Annotated in this window: 11 protein-coding genes and 1 pseudogene; 11 read left to right on the top strand and 1 reads right to left on the bottom strand. The window is 46.2% G+C overall.

Annotated features, from left to right (window positions below):
- The first annotated feature begins 11 nt into the window (after window positions 1–11).
- The 9 genes from ACG2E4_RS15550 to ACG2E4_RS15510 all read left to right on the top strand — a co-directional run bounded on the left by ACG2E4_RS15550 (window position 12) and on the right by ACG2E4_RS15510 (window position 12,118).
- Complete coding sequence (locus ACG2E4_RS15550) at window positions 12–1,556, top strand: sulfatase-like hydrolase/transferase (protein ID WP_395262137.1); 1,545 nt, start codon at window positions 12–14, stop codon at window positions 1,554–1,556.
- Window positions 1,557–1,624: 68 nt separating this feature from the next.
- Complete coding sequence (locus tag ACG2E4_RS15545; RefSeq protein ID WP_395277138.1) at window positions 1,625–3,178, top strand: arylsulfatase; 1,554 nt, start codon at window positions 1,625–1,627, stop codon at window positions 3,176–3,178.
- A gap of 535 nt (window positions 3,179–3,713) precedes the next feature.
- Complete coding sequence (locus tag ACG2E4_RS15540) at window positions 3,714–4,034, top strand: L-rhamnose mutarotase (protein WP_395262139.1); 321 nt, start codon at window positions 3,714–3,716, stop codon at window positions 4,032–4,034.
- 207 nt (window positions 4,035–4,241) lie between these two features.
- Window positions 4,242–5,555: an alpha-L-fucosidase gene (locus tag ACG2E4_RS15535; protein ID WP_395262140.1), complete on the top strand. Its 1,314-nt coding sequence runs from the start codon at window positions 4,242–4,244 to the stop codon at window positions 5,553–5,555.
- 599 nt (window positions 5,556–6,154) lie between these two features.
- On the top strand, window positions 6,155–7,270 hold the full coding sequence (locus ACG2E4_RS15530) for a glycoside hydrolase family protein (protein WP_395277137.1): 1,116 nt from the start codon (window positions 6,155–6,157) through the stop codon (window positions 7,268–7,270).
- A gap of 72 nt (window positions 7,271–7,342) precedes the next feature.
- Window positions 7,343–8,959 carry a sodium:solute symporter gene (locus ACG2E4_RS15525; protein WP_395262142.1) on the top strand — a complete coding sequence of 539 codons (1,617 nt, stop codon included), beginning with the start codon at window positions 7,343–7,345 and terminating at the stop codon, window positions 8,957–8,959.
- Window positions 8,960–9,201: 242 nt separating this feature from the next.
- Window positions 9,202–10,434 (top strand): enolase C-terminal domain-like protein, encoded by a 1,233-nt coding sequence (locus tag ACG2E4_RS15520; RefSeq protein WP_395262143.1) that lies wholly within the window; start codon window positions 9,202–9,204, stop codon window positions 10,432–10,434.
- Window positions 10,435–10,448: 14 nt separating this feature from the next.
- The gene (locus tag ACG2E4_RS15515; protein WP_395262144.1) at window positions 10,449–11,531 is read left to right on the top strand and encodes a Gfo/Idh/MocA family protein; all 1,083 of its coding nucleotides are present in this window, start codon (window positions 10,449–10,451) and stop codon (window positions 11,529–11,531) included.
- A gap of 455 nt (window positions 11,532–11,986) precedes the next feature.
- Window positions 11,987–12,118: a hypothetical protein gene (locus ACG2E4_RS15510; RefSeq protein WP_395262145.1), complete on the top strand. Its 132-nt coding sequence runs from the start codon at window positions 11,987–11,989 to the stop codon at window positions 12,116–12,118.
- A gap of 190 nt (window positions 12,119–12,308) precedes the next feature.
- On the opposite strand, the gene ACG2E4_RS15505 is transcribed toward ACG2E4_RS15510, so the two are convergent.
- On the bottom strand, window positions 12,309–15,644 hold the full coding sequence (locus tag ACG2E4_RS15505; protein ID WP_395262146.1) for a VCBS repeat-containing protein: 3,336 nt from the start codon (window positions 15,642–15,644) through the stop codon (window positions 12,309–12,311).
- A 677-nt stretch (window positions 15,645–16,321) separates the two neighbouring features.
- Here ACG2E4_RS15505 and ACG2E4_RS15500 point away from each other — a divergent pair.
- Together ACG2E4_RS15500 and ACG2E4_RS15495 are read left to right on the top strand one after the other, a co-directional pair.
- Window positions 16,322–16,897: an RNA polymerase sigma-70 factor gene (locus tag ACG2E4_RS15500; protein WP_395262147.1), complete on the top strand. Its 576-nt coding sequence runs from the start codon at window positions 16,322–16,324 to the stop codon at window positions 16,895–16,897.
- A 1,515-nt stretch (window positions 16,898–18,412) separates the two neighbouring features.
- Window positions 18,413–18,738 (top strand): annotated as a pseudogene (locus ACG2E4_RS15495) (hypothetical protein); the annotation flags it as partial.

Genomic DNA, 18,738 nt, shown 5'->3' with positions numbered 1-18,738 from the left:
ATGATTACACCATGAAAAACACAGGCAGACTTTTATTTGTAGGCATTTTATTCCTTTCGTTTATCAGCTATGCCCAGGCACAGGACAGCCCCAACATTATAGTTATTCTGGCCGATGATCTTGGCTATGGAGATGTCTCCTTTTATAATGAAAATGCAGCTTTTGAAACTCCGAATATGGACCGTCTGGGAAATACCGGGATTGCCTTTACAAGTGCACATACGACCTCGGCGGTGTGTACGCCTACGCGATACGGGCTCCTCACGGGACGATATAACTGGAGATCGACCCTGAAAAACGGCGTGACCTGGGGGTATTCCGGTCCCTTGATCTCAAATGATAGAATGACCGTTGCCGATATGCTGCAGGCAAAGAATTATGAAACGGCGTTTGTAGGCAAATGGCATTTGGGGTGGGACTGGCATTTTGCGGGAGAAGAGCCCGAAAACCTGGATAATCCCAACATTCGTCCCGAAGTTGACTTCAGTCAACCCATCAAGAATGGGCCGAATGACCGTGGGTTTGGCTACTCCTATGCTATCCCGGCTTCCCTGGATATGCCCCCTTATATCTATGTTGAAAATAATCAGCCTACGACGATTCCCACCGATACAACAGTCAACTACGACCACAAGGGCTTTTGGAGAAAGGGGTTGACCGGATCTGATTTTAGTCATACAGATGTGCTGCCCCATTTGACCACGAAGTCGGTCGAGTACATTAACAGACAGGCGGCAGCCGATGAACCCTTTTTCCTGTATTATGCATTGCCCGCCCCGCATACGCCCATTCTTCCGACTACCGAGTATATCGGCAAAAGTAATTCCAACCTGTATGGGGACTTTGTCCAACAGGTGGACGGGGTGGTAGGCCAAGTGATTGAAGCGCTGGAGGCTAACGGCATTTTTGACGATACCATACTCGTTTTCACCAGTGATAACGGTGCGTCGCCCCGCGCTGATTTCGAGGAACTCCAACAGGCGGGCCACGACCCGAGTTATATCTACAGGGGACATAAGGCTGATATTTATGAAGCTGGATTAAGGGTTCCATTTCTTGTAAGCTGGCCGGATGGAATCGATGGTTCGTTTATCTCGGATGAAACCATAAGTACAGCCGATTTCATGGCTACGTTTGCAGATTTGACGGGGACAAACCTGCCGGATGATGCCGCCGAAGACAGCTACAGCTTTTTACCTGTCCTGAAACAGCAAGCATACGAAAAACCGTTGCGAGAGGCGACCGTACTTCATTCTATTGACGGACGCTTTGCGATTATTAAAGAAGAATGGAAGCTTATCTTGTGGCCGGGCTCCGGCGGATGGAGTTATCCAAATACTGAAGAAGACCTGCGGGGACTGCCTTCCTTCCAGCTGTACAACCTGGAAAAAGATCCCGCCGAGAACTTTAATCTTGTCCATATGTATCCTGACAAGGTAAAGGAACTTAAATCCTTGCTGGAAAAATATATAGAAGAGGGCAGAAGTACACCGGGTACTCCTCAAAACAATGATGGTCCGGAAAGGTGGGATCAACTAGACTGGATGGACCTGTAAGTGAAAAATATGCAAAAACTGATTAATAGAAATGGAGCCGTTTTGATCTGAGAAATATACCACGACAAATGAAACGAATAGTAATTTTACTTTTTCTTTTACACTCTTGTTTCAGTCTTGATCTTTTCTCACAAAGCCGGCAAAACCCGAATATCATTGTAATATTAGCGGACGATATGGGAACCGGCGACCTGTCTTCCTATAATGAAACATCACAAATCCATACCTCGAATATAGATAAACTTGCCGCTGAAGGAATGCGGTTTACCAAGGCTCATTCTCCTTCCTCTGTCTGCACCCCCACGCGTTACAGCCTGCTGACCGGTCGTTATGCCTGGAGAACGACTTTGAAAGAGCAAGTTCTCTGGCCCTGGGATCCCCCGCTCATAGAACCGAGCAGGTTAACATTACCCGAAATGCTACAAAATGCAGGATATTTTACTGCTGCAGTCGGGAAATGGCATTTGGGATGGAACTGGCCAACTAAAGATGGCAATAGTGCAAAAGAGAAGGCAGGTCAAAATGTGGATTACCAAAAACCTATTAACGGTGGACCGATCGATCACGGTTTCGATTATTATTTTGGCGATGATGTCCCGAATTTCCCACCCTACACATTTATTGAGAATGATAGAGTGGTAAAAGTACCCACCGTGGAAAAACCGGACTCCATGTTTGGTCATAGTGGATTGATGGTCCCGAACTGGAAACTGGAAGAGGTTATGCCGGCCATTACTCACAAAAGCGTTGAAATCATTGATAGTGTGGCCAAGTCCGGCAATGTAAATCCTTTTATGCTGTACTTTTCACTTACGGCACCCCACACTCCCATTGCACCCATAGACCGGTTCCGGGGTAAAAGCAACGCGGGTGGCTACGGAGATTACGTGGTTGAAGTGGATTGGTCGGTTGGTAAGATCATGAAGGCCCTCGAACGGAACAGGCTGGACGAAAATACCCTGGTCATTTTTACCAGCGACAATGGCTCACCGGCCAGAGATGGTACTGATATGGCCGGTGAGCTAAATTCTGTAATCCGGAAATATGGTCACGATCCAAGTGACGGATTTCGCGGAATCAAGGCGGATATCTGGGAGGGTGGTCACCGTGTACCTTTTATTGCAAAATGGCCGGGAAAAATACCAGTGGGAACGGAAAGCTCGGAGATTATCAACCTCGTAGATATTATGGCTACTGTGGCAGAGATAACGGATTATCGTTTGCAGGATAATATGGCCGAGGACAGCTACGACATAACCCCGGTTCTTTTTGGGGAAAACTACAACATACCGTTACGGGAAGCCACCGTTTATCATTCTTTTTCAGGGAATTTTGCCATCCAGCAAGATGAGTGGAAACTGATTTTATGGCCCGGATCGGGTGGATGGACCTCACCGGTGGGCCAGGACAGTCTCAAAAGTTTGCCGAAGTATCAACTATATAACATGAAAAAAGATCCAAAAGAATTGCACAATTTGACCGGAGACATGCCCGGGAAGGTTACCGATCTTAAAAATATCCTCTCAAGGTATATACGGGAGGGAAGAAGCACCCCCGGCAACCCGCAGAGCAATGCTCCCGTTGAAAAGTGGCCACAAGTCGATTACTGGATGTCTGAATAAAGGGAGGACAGGCTAATTAACGTGAACTCGGGTTAAGGATGTAATAAAATAAGTACGATAAGATGTTGTCTACCGGCCTTTGAAATTTTTGTCAGTACAGTGACCGCAGCCAGAGCGTAAAGAAACCATTGCTGTCTGAGATCCGCGTTTTTCAGCGGATCGAGTTCAATGGTTTTAGCTCCGGCGCAGGAAACGCGACAAAAATTTCACCAGCCGGCGATTTTTTTGGTTCGTTTTTTCATCGTTGAAAAAATGAACACGACCGACAGTGTACCCAATGACTATATAGAAAGTATCAACATTATTTCTTATTCCTGGCTGACGTTAAATAATTTATTCACTTTAGATTAGCTAAGATGTTATGAGGTTTTCAGCAACAATAACTGACACTAAGAAACGGGGCAGATATTTGATTCTATTATTGTTGGTTTCAGTCGTGTCATGCAATCATTCAGATGATAATAAACAAAAACAGGATGTAAAGGCTCAAAAGGATACTGTAGCAAAAGAAATTAACGATGTTAAACGGGTTGGAATGGTGATCGGATTAAAGGAAGATAAGGTTGAGGAGTACAAAAAACTGCATGCCAATGCCTGGCCCGGGGTGTTAGAACAGCTTACGGAAAGCAACATTCAAAACTACTCCATTTTCCTGCACCAGATTGATGGGAAGTACTACCTGTTTAGTTATTTTGAATATGTGGGAGACAATTACCAGCGAGACATGGAAAAAATGGCGGCTGATTCCGTAACGCAGGAATGGTGGAAAATTACCGATTCCTACCAGGTGCCACTGGACTCTCGACAGGAGGGGGAGTGGTGGGCTACGATGGAAGAAGTCTTTCACCATGAGTGATTAACCTGCATTTCTCACGAGGATTATTTCAGATTTCTGGTAATGCACTGATATACAGGGAGTTGCATTTATTATAAGATCCAATTTCTTGGTGAGAAATGCATGTTAAAACCAATAATGTTATCCAAAAGACACTGAATTATGTTGAATTCCAAAAAACTTCAATTCTTGATTCTAGTAATCGTATGCTTAGCGAGTGTCCCGTCGATGGCCCAGCTCTCCGGGGGTGGTGAGGCCAATACAAACCTGAGTACGGACCTGGAATCACTGGAAACATGGCAGGATATGCGGTTCGGAATGTTTATACACTGGGGACCGGTAACACTGAGGGGTACCGAGATCGGCTGGTCAAGGGGAGAGGAAGTGCCGATCAACGAATATGACAAACTGTACAAAGAATTTAACCCGGTTCTCTTTGATGCCGAAGAGTGGGTCCGCACAGCCAAACAGGCGGGAATGAAATATTTGATTATCACCTCGAAACACCATGATGGCTTTTCCATTTGGGACTCGAATGTCTCCGACTACGATATTATGGATACTCCTTACGGGAAAGATGTCTTGAAAGCCTTGTCTGAGGAGTGTGAAAAGCAGGGAATAGAATTCGGTGTTTATTACTCCATTGCGGACTGGTACCACCCGGACTATCCGGTGAATCAGCGTTCGGTGAAGCCAGCTTACCAGTCGGCAAGTGAGATCGAAAAAAGGGAAGCGATGGCGGAGTATGTCTCCTACATGAAGGAGCAGCTCAGGGAACTGGTCGAACAGTATGACCCGGCTGTGCTCTGGTTTGATGGAGAATGGGAAGAGCCCTGGACTCACCAGATGGGTATGGATCTGTACGCCTACGTGAAAAAACTGAACCCTGATATCCTCATTAACAACCGGGTGGACAAGGGGCGACAGGGAATGGCTGGAATGACGATTTCTGACAAGTATGCCGGTGATTTCGGAACCCCTGAGCAGGAAATTGGAAATTACAATACCCGTACCCCGTGGGAATCCTGCATCACCATCGGGCAGCAGTGGGCATGGCGCCCCAATGACAAATTGAAATCCACGCAGGAGTTGAAAGAAATACTCTTGCAAACAGTAGGTGGGGATGGAAACTTACTGTTGAATGTCGGCCCCATGCTGGACGGGAGAATCGAGCAGCGGCAAATTGACTCGCTGAGGGTCCTTGGCCAGTGGGTGAATCGGAACGCCGAAGCGATATACGGCACCCGTGGCGGCCCGTATCTGCCGACCGAAACAATGGTGAGTACGCGGAAAGATGACAGGATATTTTTACATCTGCTTCAGCATCCGGGACGGGAATGGAATCTGCCGCTGCCAGACGGAGTAGACGTACTCAGTGCTCGTTTTTTGAACATCAGTGATGAAATAAAAATGCGGACGCTGAAAGAAGAGGTACAGCTTACGCTGCCGGATCAGTTACCTGACCCGGGTGGCTCGGTTATAGAACTCAGGGTAAATCGGGAAACTGACGGACTGGATACCGTTGAACGATTACGGTATTGATCTCCCGCCGGGCAGGTTTTTGCAATCATGGCTACCAGAAGTAACGCTTTAAGATGCGATGTACAGGGAGTATCACTGATCGGCATGTCTTATCGGTGTATCGCAAAGATGGATAACTGTAATGGTGATATGCCAGATAAGTATGTTGGGTAACTTGCTCCCTTTCGTAAGTAATCAGTTTAGTGCAGAACAAACTAATTAAGCAGAACTCAGGATAAGGAATGTAATAAAAGTAAGTACGAGAAGATGTTTCTAACGGCCTTTGAAATTTTTGTTGGTACAGTGACCGGAGCCGGAGCGTAAAGAAACCATTTCTGTTTGAGATCCGCGTTTTTCAGCGGATCGAGTTAAATGGTATTAGCTGCGGTGGAGAGAACGCGACAAAAATTTCACCAGCCGGCGATTTTTTTGGTTCGTTTTTTCATCGATGAAAAAATGAACATTACCAATAGGGTCTCCAACGTCCATATACGCTGTATGCCCAATATTTCTTAACTCGAGCTGACGTTAATTACTGAATAAAAAAGGATGCGTTGCCAGAAAAAGGCGGTACCTCCTACAAGTAGGGATAATAGTTGAATATAGAAAGAAGGATCCGAATGCGACCTCTTTTAATCACGGTATTTGCGGCACTGGTTTTTTATTCGTGGAGTTGCAAAACCTCCGATTCCAATGGTACGCATCATAATTCGCGTTTTATCGAACGATTACAACCGGCCCCCGTGAATGGCGGATTTGAGATGGAGGGGTACTGGGTCTGGGGGATGTCGGTGATTAAAGGGGACAGCCTGTACCACGGTTACGCCTCTCGCTGGCCCAAGTCCGTACCGTTTGCTCCAAACTGGATGACCCATTCGGAAATTGTACATGCCACTTCCCGAACCCCGGAAGGACCATATGAATTCCAGGAGGTGGTTTTTGAACGAAGAGGTAGCGAGTACTGGGACGGCATGACCACGCACAATCCCACCATTCACAAAATCGGAGACACCTACCTGCTCTACTATATCGGTATGATCTACGATTTTGTTCCCCCGGATTCGGCGTTGACACAGGAACAGATCGTTGAAGCACGTTCGAGCCAGCGGATAGGGCTGGCTACGGCGTCGTCGCCCTGGGGACCGTGGCAGAGAAAAGATAAACCCATCCTGAAACCCAGGCCCGGCGAATGGGATGCCTTATTCACCAATAATCCTGCTCCTGTAGTTAGAAAAGACAGCTCAGTGCTACTCATATATAAATCTACAAGGGATATGCAGGGATTGTTAAAGCTGGGAGCAGCCGAAGCTAATCATTTTGAAGGCCCTTATACCCAAATAGGTAACGAGCCGATCCTGGAATGGGATAATCCCGAAGACACCGACAGGCGGAGCAGTAAACATGTAGAAGATCCCTACGTGTGGTGGTCGGGAAATCGGTATGAACTTATTGCGAAAGACATGACGGGCCAGATTACAGGTCAAAGGGGAGCTGGATTGCACGCCTGGTCTGAAAACGGAACAGAATGGAATGTTGAAGAGCACCCGCTTGCCTATACCCGCAATGTGGTCTGGGCCAACGGGGACACCCTGGAGATGGCAGCATTTGAACGACCTCAGCTGTTGATACAAGATGGCGTTCCAACGCACCTTTTTGCTGCTACAGGCATTAATTCAGAGGGTGACTATTGGAAATTTGAAAAAACCTGGAATGTATCTATTCCTCTTGCTCACTAAATAGCAAATACAGATACATAATTATCTGTATGCTAAAATAATAAATTAATCTCAGATCGGGACTCAGGCTACATGCTGTCAAATGCACAAATAGGTGTTGTCGATATATCTGTGATCATCCTGTACCTGCTGGGTATCCTGGCGCTGGGAATCTGGAGCGTGCGAAAGCAGAAAATGTCCAGTAAGAACTATTTTTTGGCAGCGCGTTCGCTTAAGTGGCCGGTCATAGGGGCAGCCCTTTTTGCCTCCAATATTTCCACCATTCATATCGTGGGACTGGCGGCATCCGGGTTCAACGACGGCTTGGTTTGGGGGAATTTCGAGTGGATGGCCGCTTTTTTGTTGATCATTCTGGGGCTTGTTTTTGCTCCATTTTACTTTGAAAACGAGATCGCCACCTTGCCGGAGTTTTTGGAAAAGCGGTACGGTCCCTTCGCCCGGTCGTTCCTGGCATTTTTAGGTATCATTGGTGCGCTGTTTATGCATATCGGGGTCAGCCTGTACGCAGGTGCTGTGGTCGTTGAAAATTTCTTTGGAATCGATGTGGTAGTTTCGATCCTGTTAATCTCATTTATAACGGTACTGTACACTGCAATAGGCGGACTCAAAGCGGTGGTTGTAACCGAAACGCTTCAAACGGTTATATTAATTACAGGTTCTTTTCTGGTTACCCTGCTGGCGATCTGGTCGTTACCGGAATACGGTATTGATTCCTGGCAAGCACTGAAACAAGCGGCCAAACCAGAGCAATTCAGTATGATTCACACCCATGAAGACTCTCCATTACCGTGGTATGCCGTGCTGCTTGGCTACCCGGTTTTGGGAATCTGGTACTGGTGTGCTGATCAAACCATCGTGCAGCGCGTGCTGGGAGCCCGGTCGCTGTATGACGCCAAAACCGGTCCGATATTCGCCGGGTTTATAAAAATATTACCGGTTTTCTTTATGGTCCTTCCCGGTGTACTGGCCTATGTACTGTTTGGTAGCCAAATTCAAGACAGTAATGACACTTTTTTGGTCCTTGTTACCGAATTGATGCCGGTTGGCTTAAAAGGTCTTATGGCGGCCGGGCTCCTGGCTGCACTGATGAGCACGATCGCTGCGGCGTTGAATAGTGCGGCTACCCTGGTCACGGTCGACATTGTGGGCAAGATAAAACCGTCCATTACGGATCGTCAGCAGGTGCTTACGGGAAGGGTTACAACCGTGGTGGTGATGGTGTTGGCGATTCTCTGGTCACCGTTTGTCGGACAATTCAGAAGCATTTTTGATGCCATCAACGTGCTGCTGTCGGTCATTGCCCCTCCCATTGCAACGGTATTTGTGATGGGGGTCTTTTGGAAACGGGGGACCCGCCAGGCGGCGAATGTAACCCTGGTGACCGGCTTTCTGCTTGGCGTTGCCGTCTTCCTGCTCGATTTTCCCGTAATAGGGGATGTCAAACTGTTTACAGAGGTATACGGTATCCCTTTTCTGATGCAGGCGTGGTGGCTGTTTGTGACTTGTTGTATAATTTATGCTGGAATAAGTCTGGTGACGAAACCACCTGGAATTGATCAAATCAAGGGACTCTGTTTTGATTCCCCGCTATCGTTTCTGGAAGGTTCTCCGGAGGGAGCAAAAGATCCACGCATGCTCTCTGCCTTACTTATACTGATTATGGTAGTTCTCTATTACCTATTTCAATAACTTCCGTTAACCCAGATTATTCACCAAGAAATTTGGTCGTGAGCAAGGCGAAGTTAAAATCGCAAATGAAGTGTATCTGGATACGCTGAATGCGCTATTTTTATTTCAACGCAGCACACGATAAAATTTCGCAGCTATTTTAGACAATACCCAAATTTGAGCTACAGATTATTTCCGATATGTAAAATATAATCAACAGCTTAATCTTCAATTATTATTAATTCGTGAATAATCCGGGTTATATGACTATTACTGATGTTGTAACACGCGACCGCCGCTTTGAGCTCAAAGAGGGTGCCGGGGCCGATGCCGTTCACACCAATCCACAGTATGCGTATGCTGTGTGTCGGCTTGAAACCGGCCGGAATCAGACCGGTAACGGCCTTGCCTTTACACTGGGCGAGGGGAATGACCTGGTCTGCAAGGCCATTGAATACCTGGCAGAGCCCGTCAAAGGAAAGGATATTGAAGAGGTTATGGAAAATTTCGGCACCCTTTCCCAGCGGATGAGCGATGCTCCCGGGTACCGGTGGCTCGGTCCCCATAAAGGGGTTGTGCACCTTGCACTGGCTGCGATAACAAACGCCTGTTTTGATCTCTGGGCAAAGCAGCGGCAGCAGCCCCTTTGGAAACTATTGCTGGATTTAAGCCCGCAGCAAACGGTAAAGCTATTGGACCTTCGATACCTGGAAGACGTGCTTACCGAACAGGATGTGTTGGAACTTCTTCGCAATGAAATGGAAAATCGGGAAAGTCGTAAAAAGATCCTGGATAAAGGGTATCCGGGTTACGACACTTCTGTTGGCTGGTTTTCCTACCCGGATGCCAAACTGGTTGAAAATGCCAGGAAGGCCGTCGATGCCGGCTTCGGTGCCATGAAATTGAAGGTAGGTTCTGATGATCCACAGCGGGACTTGCGAAGGGCTTTTCTGGTTCGGGAGACGGTGGGAGATGACGTCACCATTATGCTGGATGTAAACCAACAGTGGAGCGTACCGGAGGCATTGAAATTGGGAAAGCAGCTGCAATCTATGGATCCCTACTGGATTGAAGAACCCACTGATCCGGATGACGTGCTTGGGCACCAGACGATAGCCAAACAACTGGCCCCGGTTCCTGTTGCCCTGGGAGAGCATGTTCCTAACAAAGTGCTTTTTAAAAACTTTATGCAGGCCGGGGCCATGCGTTTTAACCAGGTGGATGCTGTCAGGGTGGGGGGCGTTGCCGAATTCCTGACTGTCAGTATCTTATCAAAAAAATTTGGGATACCGGTCGTACCGCATGTTGGTGATATGGGACAGATACACCAGCATTTGGTTCTGTATAATCATATAGCACTGGGACATGAGGTGCTTTTTTTGGAATATATCCCCCACCTGCGGGAGTACTTCAAACATCCCGCCATAGTTGAAGGTGGACGATATCACACTCCCCAAGAGCCCGGCGCCAGTACCGATCTCATTGAAACCGTTTAATCCTGTTGTTTTAAATGGAGCAAGCATTACATACCCAAGTTACCATGCCCGAAACCCCGCGGCCAATCTTCATAATTGGGGCAGGGGGGATTGTACGGGATGCACATCTGCCCGCCTACCAAAAAGCGGGATTGCCTGTTAAGGGAATTTTTGATATCCAAAAGGGAAAGGCGGTAGCGCTTGCCGAGCAATATGGCATTCCACACGTTTACGGTTCGCTGCAGGAACTAATTACCGATTCAAATCAACATGTGGTTTACGATCTCGCCGTACCCGCTTCGGAGATTGCGGGTGTACTGGAATATTTACCCTCAAATTCAGCAGCGCTGATACAAAAGCCACTGGGTGAAGATTGGGATGAAGCCCAAAAGATAGCTCACATTTGTGACGAAAAACAGATGACGGCCGGTGTAAACTTCCAATTACGGTACGCGCCCCATATACTGGCAGCCCGGAACCTGATCCGGGAAGGGGCCCTGGGCGAAATACATGATATCGAAATCCGTCTCAACGTTTATACCCCATGGCATCTGTGGGAGTTCCTGTATGATCTGCCGAGAGTGGAAATCCTGTATCACAGTATCCACTACCTTGATTTGGTTCGCTCGTTCCTGGGAAACCCGAAAGGGATCTATGCCAAAACGGTTAAACATCCTAAGATGGAGAATCTGGCTTCCACCAAGAGTACGATGATTTTGGACTACGGGGATCGTACACGAGCGGTTATCAGTACAAACCACGGACATGAATTTGGATCTGACCATCAGGAATCATTTGTGAAGATCGAGGGAACGAAAGGAGCGGTAACGATTACACTGGGCGTAAACATGAATTATCCGGAAGGGGCGGAGGACACGTTTGAATACTGTTTGTTGGATGAGGGAACAGATCCCAATTGGCAGCGGGTGGATATCGAGGGCTCCTGGTTTCCAGATGCTTTTGCCGGATCTATGGGCAGTTTTCAATGTCATCTGCTTGAAACGTCCAACGAGTTCACCAGTTTGGTCCCCGATGCTGTTCAGACGATGGCCCTGGTTGAAGCAGCCCATGTTTCCAGTGAACGGGGAGGTACAAAACCACACTATTTGAATTCGTAATCAAGATATCGGAGTGAGAAAGCCACTTGGACCATACTTAGGGCATCCTTTTCTAATTTTACTGTATGTCTAACAATGATTTAGCGGTTAATGTGGCTGTTCGAAATGCAAGGTTTTCTTGATTTTTTTCAAATCATACTGCACATGATATCCCCGGCAGCAGCAATAGCTATCCTGAAATTCGGTTGTAGCCTGCAGGATTCGGTATGGGGTGTTCATTGTTGAGGTGAAGAAAATTCCGAGTGGTCGGAACTGACGAACTGGGTACCTGCAACACTCACCATAAATCCCAGATGTTGATTTATTAAAGTTTTCTTCAGCCTCCTGATTATCTTTTCTGGCAGGCGTTGTTGGCACCAGCAGCAGTGGGTTTCTAGACTTTGGTGCTGGTGAAAATAGGAGGGATCCCTCCGGCCTACGGATTTATAAGCCGCCCGGGCAAACGTAGCGGAGGCGTGAAGAAAGAACCCCTGCAACAGGTACTGGGTGAGACCCGGCGTGCGGAAAAATGCTATTTCCCGGGAGGAGCTCCCACCGGAAATATCTGGGGTTCTTTTAGCCGCAGCGAAGTGCAGCCAGGCGAATAAATCCCCACGCCGGTGATTTTTTGGGTTCCTTTTTGTTCACACAAAAAGGAACATCCCTGCCTTGGGAAGGGACAGTTGTGACTTTTTGAGGATGCCCCACTTACATCTTGACTCCTTGATCAGGTTTTTACGTTCGATGTTACCCCATTTGTTGCAGGACGGTATCTGACGGTGTACAAGGAACGAAAGGTCAATTATTTAGTCTGTAAAGTCTGAGTTTATCCTGATTTGATCCTACCAGTATTCCCAAGCTATTTTCGCCAAGTCTAATCGGTTTAATATCCTTTACGTCGTAAGGAATGAAAATACCACTTTCATCCACAGGCAGCGGTTCAAAGTCTCCGTCTGCTTTACCCTTTAGCAATAATCCCACCGAGGCATCCGCCCTGGTAGTTGCAAATTCTACATTAAACCTGTTTCCCCCAACCAGCAGATCTTTTATACCATCGCTGTTATAATCGAGCACAACAACTGCATTTACGGAAGAAAACTGGGCTTCGGTTGGCAGTTCCCGCAATGTCAAATCACCTTCGGAGTGCTCTAAAAGTACGCTTGCAAAATTATTGGCTTCATAGTGCAGTGCATCATCAATTCCGGAGCCGAGCAGATCCTCCAGGTTCGCTTTTGCGAACGAACGATAGGTCGAAAATTCAGAAGCGATACTCTGAATTTGTTGATCCAGCCTGTCTTTTCCGGCCACAGGAACCAATTCATCATTGTGATTAGTTGCCAATACAATATCTACAATCCCATTGTTTTCGAAATCATCTGCAAAGATATGAAATGGGCGCTCACTGGTGGCCTTGAACTTGTAATTCAACCCGATATTTCCGGCAATCAGGTCTTGATCGCCATCATCGTCAGCATCGGTCGATATAATGGTATTCCACCAGCCTTTTGTGCTGCTGCCATCAGACAAAAATGCGGAGGATATCTCCTTAAACTCCTCATCGATAAGTTTAAATATACGGATCGGCATCCATTCTCCTGCTACAGCCAGTTCAGGATCTCCTTTCCCGTCTATGTCGGTCCACACAGCTGAGGTGACCATTCCTAATTTGTTAAACTCAGGTGCTACTGTATTCGTCACGTCTTCAAACTCTCCTCCATTATTTTGCAACAGGTAACTTTTGGGCGGAAAGGGGTACATACCCGGTACATGACGCCCCCCTACGAAAAGATCCAAATCGCCATCGCCATCGTAATCGGCTGCAGCTACACAGGACCCGCTGGCTGTAATTTCAGGCAGATCAAATGATCGTGTGAAATTTCCCGCTCCGTCATTAATATAGAGACGATCCTGATACATGGAGGCATGTTGAGGAAACTCGTTGCCTCCACTAACCACATATAAATCGAGAGCTTGATCTCCGTTTGCATCGAAAAAAAGAGCTCCCATATCTTCATGGTCTTCGTCATCTTCAAACGCGGGATTTTTTTTCCGTTCAAACCCTCCCTCTTTTTTCTGCAGGAAAAGCTGACCCGGCTGACCATGGGCTCCTCCGACATAAAAATCGTCCAATCCATTGCCGTCAACATCACCGGTTGTTATAAATGGTCCCTCTGTTGAGAGGCTGTGAGACAACAGCGGCTGTTGCTGGTAGTCATCGAATTCATTCTCCCGGTGAATATAGGGTGGATCAAACCACTGGGAGGTGACATCGCTGAATATCGGTTCTGTTTCCTGTTTGTTTGGCTTGACACGTATAGCATCCTCGTATGATAGCTCCAACATTTGATTAGCCTCAATATTCCGGAGTCTGCTTTGTTTTGCGTCGTGCCATGTGACCGTAACTAAGTCTATGGTGCTTGCTGTATCCAGGCCGAAATGGGCAACCGGAGGACTCGAGGAAAGATATCCCCGGGTTGTTTTCATTTGAAAAAACTGTTGCTCATTGCCGTATTCCAAATGTATTTTTGCACCTAACCCGTCAATGTTGCCAGGAGGTCCCTTAAGCTTCACCCGCAGATAATTATTTTCGCGCAACTCATCGGCGCTGTTTTTATAGAGAAACGCCTCCCCATCCATGTTATTGACAACCAAATCCAACGTGCCGTCATTATTAAAATCCGCAACTGCAGCTCCGTGGGATACACTAGCTTGATCCAATCCCCATTCGGAAGACTTGTTGGAGAACGTTAAATTGCCATTATTTTTGAAAATATAGTTTGGCAGTTTGTTTTTGGGATACTGGTTGATCAAATCGGTGGCTAGTCCGCGAATCAATTCTTCTTGGGAGGAAAATTGGTGTGCATTTTCCTGCACAATTTTTACTCCCCTGGCTTCAGCATCCCTGTTATTCACATCCCGCAATAAACCATTCGAGATAAATAGATCCCGATAGCCGTCATTGTTAAAATCACTTCCCAGAACAGCCCAGCTCCAGTCAGTTTTTGAAACGCCTGCGAGCTGGGATATTTCACTAAAAAAACCATTCCCCTGGTTTAGATGCAGCACATTATGCATGTACTTGTGGTGAAATCCACTCTCTATTATTTCACGATAATCCTCTCGCGTCATGTGGGCCATAGATGTTTTTGATCGAATGTAATCCTCAGGCAGCATTTCGGTAACGATTATATCTTCCAAACCATCATTGTTAATATCCACAATATCCGTTCCCATCGAATGAAACGAGATGTGGTTTGTGGCTTTGTCAATGCTTTCGTTAAATGTTCCATCCCCTTGATTGATATATAAATAGTCATCTTCCAGGAAATCATTGGCAACATAAATATCCGAATAACCATCCTGGTTGACGTCAGCGGTTACCACACTCAGTCCGAATCCAAAATTGCCTGTGATGCCTTTCTGTAGTCCAACTTCTGTGTACGTTCCCCCTTCGTTTAGATAGAGTTTATCCCTGGCAAGGTCGCCTGGATCTTGTTTTCCCTTGAGGACTTCAGGAATAGGGATAAAGAATGATTCGGGTCGATTGGTGATATACACATCCAGATCGCCGTCGTTATCCAAGTCAAAGAAAGAGGCGTGAAGGGAATAACCGGTTTCATTCAGCCCATATTTTGCAGCCTGTTCCTTGAAGGTCAGATCTCCCTGGTTGATAAAAAGTAAATTTTTGCGTTCTTCTTCGGTATCCTTCCAACCTCCGCGGGTAACATAAATATCCTGATATCCATCATTATTTATATCAACCATGACCGCCCCGTTGTGCCAACCCGGTCCCCCATCCACGCCGGCTTTTGTGGTGATATCCTCAAATTCAAAACTTCCGTTATTCAGATACAACTTATTTGAGACTTGGTTTCCCACAAAATAAATATCCGGCAGACCATCATTGTTGATATCGCCAACGGCTAGTCCCGCCCCGTCGTAGACGTAGTTGAAATCAAGAAAAAAATTATCAGCATTTTCGATTATATCATTCGAAAAATGAATACCACTTTTTGAGACGGGAATTAGCTGGAATAAATTTCCACTTCTTGAATCATTTGATTCATGGGAATTGCAACCATGAATTAAAATAAGTGGAATGAAAATTGAGAGATATGATGCTAATCTTTTCAATATAATCGCATTTTATTCTTAACGTTTTAATATAGCTGTTTCGGTAGCAAGCTCACCCATACTTCGAGATCCAATTTAATCATACAACAGCTGTGTTTAAAAACTGAAATTAAACTTTCTCTATGCTATTCAGTATGCAAAATAGGTTTAGAGATTTGCGTTTTTAAAACCTTGTCAACCAAAACGTATCCCGGACGCTTCGAATCCGGTACTGTCCCCATCCGCGGTTTCAGGATGATATGGATTTTAGCCGGTGGTGCGCATCTGTCAAAATTTGAGGGTTTCTGATATGAGATTTCCCCTACGGTGAATTGTTGTCACGGAAAGCCTCCATTCGATTGTCTTACCTATAAAAGGAGGCATCAATAAAGCCAATGAAAATTAATCAAGTTTTTTGAGAAAGGTTTAGGCATCAAATTGTCTTAATTGGACACTACTGACTTTTAATATTGAATTTTCCCATAAAACCCTAATGTAACTTCCAGTCCCTTGATTGGGTGTGGAAGTTTTTGAATCTGATAATGCAGAGTAATGATTGATTTAATCAACTGGATAAAAGTTTTCAATAAATAGCATAAGTTGTAAGTACGGAAGGGATTCGATTACTCCTACAAAGGAGAAGGGGATAGTTAATGGTAGGATTTATTTAAAATCCTACGAAAAGAGCAGGGTATTGGATGAGTGACAAGTTACTTTTCGAAAAAGTTAAAGATGGGGATGAGGAGGCTTTTGAAGAGCTATTTGATAAATACTACGAACCCCTGGTGCGATTTGTATGGGGATATGTCAAATCAGAGGCCATTGCTGAAGAAATAGTCCAGGAATTATTTCTGAAGGTATGGCGAATAAGCACGACCCTGACAATCCAGACCTCAATTAAATCATATCTATACAGGGCAGGAAGGAATATGAGTTTAAACCACTTGAAACACCGGGATACAGAGCAAGAGTGGGAAGAAGAAAAAAAAGCCCTGCATAAGAACCAGCCAAGGGAGTCCAAATTAGACAGAAATCTCCACTACAAAATGCTGCTCAAGGAAGTTGAACAAGCCATTCAAGATCTGCCCGAAAGGCGCAGGCTCATATTTGTCCTGAGCCGGCACCAGGACATGACCTACAAGGAGATTGCCGATTTTTTGGATATTTCAGAAAATACCGTAGACACACAGATCAGAAGAGCACTGGCTACCCTGAGGGAGCGCTTTTCTGAGTTGTTGGTTTCGTTAATTGTGTTTTCCAGTCTCATGGTCTGAATCTTCAAGGTGTCCGGATATAAAACGAGTCTTAAAAGCGGGGTACTCTGTTCGAAATGAATTAGAGACCGTTTTAAAAGTCACGCTAGCCTCTTACCCCAACCCGAGTTGTCCCTTTTGGCTTGATCCAAAAGGAACCAAAAATTCAAGGCGGTGAATGGGGCAAACGCTGCCGCCTGTGCAGGCGTGGAGAGGTAGAGAACGAAGCCCTTTCTAAAACCCCCGGGGTTTCCGGTCCGCAAAAGCGGTCCTGGTAGTAACGGGCAGCCACCGTTGAAGAAAAACCCCGAGGGTTTCGAACAACGCTTTCCTCCCAACCCTGCCAGGTTTCCTTTTCAAGAAAAGCAGCCCATTTAAGACAAAGCGGCCCTTTTTAATCATACAAACCTCGCAGGTTTCGAGCCGAGCTGGCCATCAGACAAGGTATACCGGCAGGATCTCCGCGCCCCATTCAAGGCCGGAAAGACCAGGTTGTATATTTTGTAGCTTGCTCGCTCGTCAGACAGAACTTCTTCCGGTCTTGGGCATGGTGCTATAACTCGTTCAAACGATCTCCCCTTCGAAATTCATCATTTCTAATTCTTCATTCATAATTCCCATCCTCCGCCAGCGGTTTTTTAAGGTTCGTTTTTTCTTCGATGAAAAAATGAACAAGGAAAGATGATTAAAAAGCCTGAATGTGAAAAAGGGGACTATTTTCCCAACACGAGGTGTCCCTTTTGGCTTGATCCAAAAGGGACGAAAAAATCAAGGTGGTGAATGGGCCAAACGCTACAGCCTCAGCAGGCGTGGATGTTGATGGTCCGTCACGCAAGTTGCCCGCTATCAAAACCTTCACCGGTGCAACATCCACCCCCGCCTGCTTCGGCCTCCGCGCCCCATTCAAGGCCGGAAAGGCCAGGTTGTATATTTTTAGCTTGCTCCCTCGTTAGACAGAACTTCTTCCGGTCTTGGGCATGGTGCTATAACTCGTTCAAACGATCTCCCCTTCGAAATTCATTATTTTTAATTCTTCATTCATAATTCCCATCCTCAGCGGCTTTTTTTCGTTTTTCTTCGATGAAAAAATGAACAAAGAAAACCCTAAACAACCGGGGCAATAGCTCCTGTGAAAAAAGATACCATCTTATACAAAAAAAGATACCATCTTAAGGAGAAAAAGATACCATCTTTTTTGTCAGAAGATACCGGCATAATATCGAGTAGATAAAAAACCCTCTGCCGGGCAGGAGAGGGGGGAGGGCTGTATCGCGGGAGATCCCGTTGCCAGCCGGCGTCTTCAACCGTCAGCTGTCCCGTACGCGGGGGAGAGTGCCTTGCGTCGCCTTCGCAATTCATCATTCTTACTCCTTCATTCATCATTCCTCATTCCCATTCCCTGCGGGTGACGGGTGATAAACACATTTATCAAAGAATTTTTCCCAGGCAGCTGTCACGGTAACCACAGATGTAGTTGTCATTGTAGTAAGAACGCAGGAAAAATAATGATAACATTCGCCTTAATAGCAGATTACCGTGGGTTTACGTGAGATATATCCCGAACAGATAAAACGATATGTGACCGGTGAGTACTCCCGGGAAGATGAAAAGTTCGTTAATGAGTGGCTTGATGAAGATCCCGCTCGCGAGGAGGAGCTGGAAGAGCTGCAAAACCTCTGGGACATTTCGGGAAACGTGTTGAAGATGGGAAACAAGAGGCGTGCCTGGGATATTATCAGAGAGCAGATCAAAAGGGAGAAAAAGACTGATAAATTTGAGTATGGACCGGTTCCCAGGCAGTTGGATAGAAGGAGAGCAAACCCGCTGGGCATGCTGTTGCGAATAGCTGCAGTACTGCTGGT

The organism is Halalkalibaculum sp. DA384, from assembly GCF_043951955.1.
GTDB lineage: Bacteria > Bacteroidota > Rhodothermia > Balneolales > Balneolaceae > JAMQKA01.
This window is presented reverse-complemented; position numbering and strand designations above follow the sequence as displayed.